The 8,600-nt window shown below is 42.2% G+C and carries 5 protein-coding genes; all 5 read left to right on the top strand.

Features of this window, described 5'->3' with window-relative positions; all coding sequences use genetic code 11:
• The coding region (locus ABZB17_RS16955; RefSeq protein WP_372651837.1) for a PDZ domain-containing protein at positions 1–551 on the top strand (551 nt) is incomplete at its 5' end.
• A 161-nt stretch (positions 552–712) separates the two neighbouring features.
• Positions 713–2,095: an alpha-L-fucosidase gene (locus ABZB17_RS16950; protein ID WP_372651835.1), complete on the top strand. Its 1,383-nt coding sequence runs from the start codon at positions 713–715 to the stop codon at positions 2,093–2,095.
• Between the two features lie 17 nt (positions 2,096–2,112).
• Positions 2,113–3,756 (top strand): hypothetical protein, encoded by a 1,644-nt coding sequence (locus tag ABZB17_RS16945; protein ID WP_372651833.1) that lies wholly within the window; start codon positions 2,113–2,115, stop codon positions 3,754–3,756.
• Positions 3,757–4,088: 332 nt separating this feature from the next.
• Complete coding sequence (locus ABZB17_RS16940) at positions 4,089–5,819, top strand: alpha-L-fucosidase (protein WP_372651831.1); 1,731 nt, start codon at positions 4,089–4,091, stop codon at positions 5,817–5,819.
• A gap of 196 nt (positions 5,820–6,015) precedes the next feature.
• Positions 6,016–8,600 (top strand): heparinase II/III family protein (locus tag ABZB17_RS16935; protein ID WP_372651829.1); only part of this gene is annotated, 2,585 nt, incomplete at its 3' end.

Below are 8,600 nucleotides of genomic sequence, written 5' to 3'. Positions count from 1 at the left end.
TTCCCGATGAAGAATCGATGCTAAAGGCCCAGTTGTATAACATTGATGCCAACAGTGCCTTTGGCGACCCCTTGTTTACAAATCCTGCAGAACTTGATTTTAGCGTTGCCGAAAACTCACCGGCGTTAAAACTGGGTTTCAAAAACTTTCCGATGGATGAGTTTGGTGTGTTAAGCCCTGATTTGAAAAAAATGGCGAAAACACCTGAAGTTCCGGTAATAAAAACTACCGGGGAGTTGTCAGGGAAAAGCAGTGCAACGGTTTCGTGGCTTCGCAACGAGATTAAAGGAGTAGATTCAATGGAAGAGCAATCGGCCTACGGTTTAAATGAAGCGGAAGGCGTTATTATTCTGAAAATGTGGAACGGAAGCAAAGCATACGAGGGCGATGGACTTCGCAGCAAAGACGTGATACTGGCCGTTGAAGGCGAAAAAGTGAAAAACGTAAAAGAGTTCTTCGGTGCACTAAAAAAATACAACTACACCGAAACGGTGAAAATGCTTGTAATGCGTAATCAAGCCGAGCAGGAACTTACGGTTCGGGTGAAATAGCAGGGCTGAAAAGCCTGTCCCGACTATAAGGTCGGGGCCCGAAACGTAGAAGCAAAGGGTACAGCCCTGTGAAAAGTGACCTAATGATAAAAAGGGGCAACGCCCCGACACCTTATAAAAATCCGCGCATATCAGCGAAATCTGCGTGAAACAAAAAGAATATGAGCCAACTACTAAGAATAGTAGCATTTATTATATGTGGAGTATTTCTGCATACAATAGTAAATGCCCAAGTAAATGCTGACGGCACCATCGATACTGGCGATAAATTTGAAAACGCAAAACTCGAATACCTTGACTCGGCTGAAGTCGTAGCCAAACGTCTTGAATGGTGGAACGATGCCCGTTTCGGAATGTTTATCCACTGGGGACTTTACGCTCAGGATGGCTGTTTCTGGAAGGGGCAGGACGGGCGTTCGGAACATATGATGCGCAACTTGCAAATTCCCATTTCCGAATACGAAAAAATAGCCAAAGAATTTGATCCCGAAAAATTTGATGCCGATGAGTGGGCCCAAATTGCCAAAGATGCCGGTATGAAATATATGGTAATTACCTCGAAACATCACGATGGTTTTGCTATGTTCAACAGCCCGTCGAACGACTATAACATAGTAAAACAAACGCCGTGGAAACGCGATCCAATTAAAGAATTAAACGAAGCCTGTAAAAAGCAGGGGATTAAATTTGGAGTATATTATTCGTTGGGCCGCGACTGGCACCATCCGCAGTGTAATTCAAAAGGTGGTCGGCGAAGCAATGTGTGGGATTTTCCGGAAGAAGAGAAAAAAGATTATTCTATCTATTTTAAAGAAAAAGTAAAACCACAGATTACCGAGTTGATAACAAAATACAAACCTGCAATTATTTGGTTCGATACCCCCGAGTTAATTACTAAAGAGCAAAGTACAGAATTGCTGGGATTAATTCGAAAGCTCGACCCCAATTGTATTGTAAATCAACGTGTAGGAAACAAACTGGGTGACTATGCCGTGCGCGAACAAAAAATACCAAAAGGTGGGGAGCCGCAACCCTGGGAAACCTGCATGACCATCAGTGAAATTTGGGGCTACCACAAAGAAGACCATGCCTGGAAATCGGCAGATTCATTGGTGCACAGTCTGGTTGATATTGCCAGCAAAGGCGGTAATTTTTTGTTAAACGTTGGGCCAACCGGCGAAGGCATAATTCGTCAGCCCTCTGTTGAGCTTTTAAAAGAAATGGGCGAATGGTTAAAGGTAAATGGTGAAGCTGTTTATGGAACGACTTCGAGCCCGATTGGAAAATTTGATTGGGGGCGCTGCACCAAAAAAGTGGAAAACGGAAATACAACGCTCTATTTTTCGGTGTTTAACTGGCCGGAAAACGGAGAGTTATTCATTCCCGGAATCAAAAATGAAATAAAAAATTCTACTCTTTTGGCAACCGGAACACAGGTAAAAGCTTTTGCTACAGATAATGGAATAAAGATTGAATTACCAAATGTTGCAGCTAATAAATTGGCCAGCGTGGTAAAAATTCAAGTATATGGAATTGTAAAATAAAATTGAATTAGATAAATATGAGCCAACTACTAAAAACAACAACAATTTTAATCTGTGTAATCATCCTGTTTTCAGGGATTGTAAACGCGCAAAACAAAACAACCATCGATGCCAATTCCAATGGCGAACAATTCGAACACTTTTGGAGTAAATGTGTAGGGGCAGGGCGTGCCAACGAAGGCCTGCGTGCTGGCTGGCTCGAACAACTCGAAAAAGTACAGCAAAACTGTGGATTTCAATACTGCCGTTTTCATGGGCTATTTCACGAAGATATGTTTGTGGTGCTCGAGAACCGTGGAAAAATCGTTTACAACTGGCAATACATCGACGATTTGTTCGACCGTATGCTCGACCTGAATGTAAAGCCTTTTGTGGAGCTGGCCTATTTCCCGGAGCCCTTTGCCGCTGAAAATTCAAAAACCGTATTTTGGTGGAAAGCAAATATTACTCCGGGCGAAAACTATGCGCAGCAGTGGCACGATTTGGTAAAAGCGTTAACACAACATTTGGTCGACCGCTACGGAATTGACGAAGTGCTTACCTGGTATTTCGAAGTTTGGAACGAGCCCAACCTTTACCCGCTCTTTCTGGATGGCACCAAATCGCAATATTTCGAAATGTATAAACAGTCGGCCATTGCAGTTAAATCAGTTGACGAACGCTTGAAAATTGGAGGCCCTGCAACCAGTAACTTTGTGCCCGACACGCGTTTCGACGGCGAAATTGAAGACCGCGAAGCAGCCAAAGAGGTATTTACCATTGACGATATTAATAAATTGGAATGGCACGGCGTATGGATTGAGGATTTCCTGAAATTCTGTGAAAAAGAAAACCTGCCGGTTGATTTTGTTAGTTGCCACCCGTACCCAACCGATTATGCTTTTAACCCTGAAACGGGAAAAGGCAGAGGTTTGACCCGGTTTGTGGGGTCTACTAAACTGGATATTGAGTGGCTGAACAGAACTGTTAAAAACAGCGCCTTTCCAAATGCCGAATTGCACCTCACCGAATGGAATACCAGCCCCAGCAGTCGCGATGCTACGCACGATTTTCTTCCAGCCGCTGCCTATATTGTAAAAACCAACCTCGATTGTATCGGTTTAACAAACTCATTGGCATTCTGGACCTTCACTGATGTTTTTGAAGAAAAAGGCGGTGCTGCCAGTATCTTTCACGGAGGTTTTGGTATGATTAACTTTCAGGGACTGGTAAAACCATCGTACCACGCTTACCGGATGTTGCACCAACTGGGCGACGAAAAAATCTACAAAGACGATTACCTGTTTGTAAGCCGTGATTCTGGTGATGGTAAAATTTCGGCTTTGGCCTATAATTATCCCGAAGAATATGAGGATGCAGTTCCATCCGGCAACAACAAGCGTGAAGAGGGAACCTTAAAACCATTGAGTTTCTCAATGAAAAACTTAAAACCGGGAACGCAATTTAAAATTGAAACGCTGGATAAAGACCACGGTAATATTCACAACTACTGGGAAGCCATGGGTAAACCCGAACCGCCAACCCGCGAGCAAATTAAAGTGATGAAAGCCTATGCCGAAAGTCTAAAAACAGAAATTGTAACGGTTGGCGAAGAAGGAATTTTAGATATGGATCAAACACTTACACCCTGGAGTGTGGTGTTGATTACGCAGATAAACTAAAAGCGCTGAAAGTGCGATAAGTAATAGCCCAGTGCGTAGCGCTGGGTAAATGAGCGAAGCGAACAAATCGCCCCACGGATAAGGTTAATTGAAAAGTAAAAATGGCATGGGGCGAAACAAAACGAAGATGATTAAAGAACGAATAAAAATATTACAGCACCGTTTACCCCTTTGTCTGTCGACATTTCCCCTCACGGAGGGGAAAGCGTAGGCTGAAAGGTCAGAGCTCTGTTTGTAGCGCGAAAAAATTACATCAATGCTGGCTCCCCTCATGAGGGGAGCTCTCGATAGAGTGAGGGGTAGAGAAAAGAATAGAAACAAAAACAACAATAATGAAAAAGACAATCACAACATTAACAATCCTGGTTCTTCTTCTGAATATGAGCTGGGTAAAACAAACAAAAGCCCAGCAAATTTCCGACGAGGAACGAATGGAATGGTGGACCGACGCCCGTTTCGGGATGTTTATTCACTGGGGAATCTATTCGGTTCCGGCAGGTTTTTACAAAGGCGAACCACAAAAAAACTCAGCTGAGTGGATTATGAATCGCGGACAAATTCCTGTGGCCGAATACGCCAAATTTGCAGAGCTTTTTAACCCCACTTTATTCGACGCGAAAGAATTTGTAGGCCTGGCAAAAGAAGCCGGAATGAAATACATGGTAATTACCGCAAAACATCATGATGGTTTTGCCATGTTCCACTCCAAATGTAACCCCTTTAATGTGGTAGATGCCACACCCTTTGGTCGCGATGTAATGAAAGAACTGGCCGACGAATGTGCCAAACAAGGGATTAAGTTTGGGTTTTACTATTCGCAGGCGCAAGACTGGAGTCATCCCGGCGGAATGGGAAACAACTGGGACAAGACCATGCAACGCGTTAGCAGCGATGCCTATGTAATGGAAAAAGCACTTCCGGAGGTAAACCAGCTTTTAAGCGACTACGGTGACATTGCTATTTTTTGGTGGGACACGCCACGAGCAATGACAAAGGAGGTAGTGGATAGTTTATACCATGTTACCACTGCCTTGCAACCAGCCATTATTACCAACGACCGTTTGGGCGACGATTACCCCGGCGACCATAAAACCTACGAGCGGCATATGCCAAAGAAAAAACCGGAAGATAAATATTGGGAACTTTGTCAGCCGGTAAGCGGCAGCTGGGGCTACCGTAGCGACGACCAAAACTTTAAATCGCTGGAAACCTTAATTGGCAACCTGGCCAACGCTGCCAGCATGGGTGGAAATTACCTTTTAAATGTAAGTCCAACGTGTTTGGGAACCTTGTCGCCAAAGGCCGTAGAGCGTATGAAAGGCATTGGTGCCTGGATGGATAAGAACAGCGAAGCCATTTACGAAACCGAAGCCAGTCCGTGTAGCAAAGTAGATTGGGGCTACATTACTATGAAAAGGGCCGAGGGGATAACAAAACTATACCTGCATGTTTTTGATTGGGAAGCCGGAAAAATTACCGTTCCAATTCGCAATAAATCGGCAAAAGCTAGTTTACTAACCAACAGCTCAAAAAAGTTTAGAACCAAAGTCGGTGAAGAAGGCTTAACCGTTCAACTTAGCGGCAAGGCGCCTGATGAGATTAACTCGGTTATTGTGTTAGAATTAGCTGATGCACCTGACGCCATTGAACCAAAACCATTCGGGCAAGACGATAATGGTGTAGTTGCCTTTATGACTGAAAGTGCAGAATTTGAAAATATGCACGGGCTGGGTGTAAAATACAACAGCTCGAAAGACTGTATAGGCAGTTGGACCAATGAGCACGAACGTGTGTACTGGACTTTTGCCATCGAAAATCCGGCAACTTTCCATGTTACCGCAAAAACAGCCGGTTTAAAAGAGGCAGCTTTTGAAGTGGAACTAAACGGGCAAACACAAACGGTAAAAATACCGGCAACAAACGATTACGGCGACTTTAAACCACTGGAAATTGGCAACTTCGAAATAACAGAACCGGGTAACTATAAAATCACATTTAAACCTGTACAAGGCAACTGGGCACCTGTTAATTTAAAAGATGTGGTAATGACACCGGTCAAATAAACACGGGATATAAATGCTTAAGGATAGATTCCGAATATTTTTGAAAAATATAAAAATGAAAAAGGTTCGTACTTTTTTTATTCTAATCCTTTTAATACAAATTGGGCATGATAGTCATGCCCAATTTGTATTCCCAGAAAAAATTGAGCGGGAACACCCCAGGCTTATTTCATCTTCTGTATCCAAAGAGAAGATATTGCAACAAATAGATAGCTGTGCTACAGTAAAAAGGGATTACGAAAAGATTAAAAGTTCAATATCAAAATACGTTCAGCAATATAAATCAGATCCGGAATGGTTGTCATCCCGTTTTCAAATGTATTGGCGTAGCCATGCTACCGATGTTTTTGTTGATAGCAAATATTATTCGCATGCTACGGGAAAAGCACCGGTTCCAACAGTTCGGTTTACCGGGCAACGTGATTACGTAACAGATTATAAAACCCCAAAATTAGAGGATGTCAAACCTTATGCAGAGGATGAAAGGGGGCTTTATCTTCAGCATAAAGAGACGAATAGATGGGAATGGGTGCATCCCCGGGAAACGGGGCGTATTATTGAAAACACCAACGAAAACATCATGAAAATTGCGCGTGATGCAGCCTTGGTTTATTTTGTTGAAAAAGATGAAGATTATGCCCACCTGGCTCATCATTTATTTGATGTTTACACACATGGTTTGTATTACAGAAACGAACCGGTTGACTTAAATAACGGGAAAGAGCAAAACGTAATCGGTTTAACATCTTTTCAGGTTATCAAAGAGAATATTGTTGATGAACTGGCCGGATGTTATGATTTTTTATACGATTACATTCAGGAAAATTATAGTGAGAAAAACCATATTTACACCACTTCCTTAAAAAAACTGGCCGAAATAATTATTAAAAATGGTGTTCCAGATAACAATTGGAATTTACACCAGGCCAATAAAGTAATTGAAATTGCCTTGGTTCTTGATGATAACAGTGTTTATGAAGATGGTAGAGGATGTCAGCATTACTTGAATCGTGTTTTTAACGAATCGGAAGCCAGGCAATGGTCGGTTTTAGATGTGCTGAATCACAGTTACGACGCGAATAACGGCGTTTGGAATGAATGTTCTTCTGGCTATGCTTTAAGTGTGGCCAAAGCATACACTGAATTAGCTCGAATTATTCAAGATGCATTGGAGATTGATGTCATGCCTCAAATGCCGGTTGTGAATAAGGCGGTGGAGGTTATGCCGCAGTATTTGTATCCGAATAAAAGCATTGTAGCTTTTGGCGATTCTCATTATGGAGAATTGGAAACTGAACCGTTTTTCGATTTGATTAGCAACGCTCAAGTCTTTAACAAAAGGGAACAGGAAGAGAAGTTTACCGCGATGCTTTTTATGCTTCATGATAAAACAGAATTGTTAAACTCCGGTAAGTCTAAAAATGCGTTCAATGAGTTGCTTTATAATTCCAGAGTAGAGTTAGATGGCGGAATTAATGCGGCTGATTTATCGGATTATACCACAGCTTCCTTTTTCGCCCCAAGTGTTAGTTGGCTGGTTTTACGAAACGGAATGAATGAGAATAACGGGTTGATGATTTCGCAAGCAGGATCGCTGGGAAACCATGCACATTCAAATGGTATAGCAATGGAACTATACGGAAAAGGATATATTTTGGCTCCCGAAAGCGGTAGGGGATCGAGTTATTACCAGCCCGATTATAATGAGTATTATTCACAGTTCCCTGCACACAATACTGTTTCGGTAAACGGGAAATCGCAATACAATAAAATGCGCAGTTATTATGCCTTCGAAGTAAATGCGCTGTATCCCGCTTCCGAAAGAAAATCAGGGTATTATCCGAATATCAGCTTTTCTGACCTGTATTTTAACGAACCAAGCACCGATGCCGACCAAAACAGAGTGATGGGAATTATCAGAACAGGTGAAACCTCGGGCTATTATATCGATATTTTCAGGTCGAAAACAAAAGCAAACGATGCTGATTATCACGATTATTTTTACCATAATTTGGGGCAGGAATTGCAGTTTGCAACTGTTGATGATCAGGTTTTAACATTGGAGCCTTCATCAAAACTGAATTCGGAGTCGGGCAACATAAAAGCTTACGATTATTTGTTCGATGAAACGTCGTTAAAAATCGACAATCCGTTTAAAGCCACCTATAACTTATCAATCGACAACCAGGTTGTACGGATGAATATGTGGATGAATGGAAATGAAAATCGAGAACTATTTAAAGTGAAATCGCCACGCCCGGAAGCTTTCAGAAAAATTCTTCCTGAAAAGCTGGAAAAAGCACCATTGCTAACAACCGTGGTGAGACAATATGGCGAAGCCTGGAACAAACCTTTTGTGGCAGTGTATGAACCCTCAACAGCAAAAGAGCCCGCTACCATTACATCGGTAAAACCGTTTACGCTTAGTGGCGAGCGTTCAGGTTTTGTAGGCTTACGAATTGATAGCAAGACTGATAGAACAGACTTTGTGTTTTCATCGGATAGGTTTGATTCGTTCTATCACAACCAGGTTGATTTTACCGGAACTTTTGCTGTGTTAACCGAGGAAGCAAATTCAACTACGCTATTTATCGGAGCAGGAAAAGAAATGAGTTTTAATGGTTATTCCATTAAAATACTTGGGAAAAGATCGGGTTCGGCCACCTTGGTTACCGGCGAGCAAATGGCTTTAGCAAATGATGATGCCATTTTGTTAACGGTGCCCGATATTTATGAAAAAGGAGATGTGATCTTGAATATCGGTTTTAAACAAATATATGG

It is taken from the genome of Draconibacterium sp. (assembly GCF_041583095.1).
Lineage (GTDB): Bacteria > Bacteroidota > Bacteroidia > Bacteroidales > Prolixibacteraceae > Draconibacterium.
This window is presented reverse-complemented; position numbering and strand designations above follow the sequence as displayed.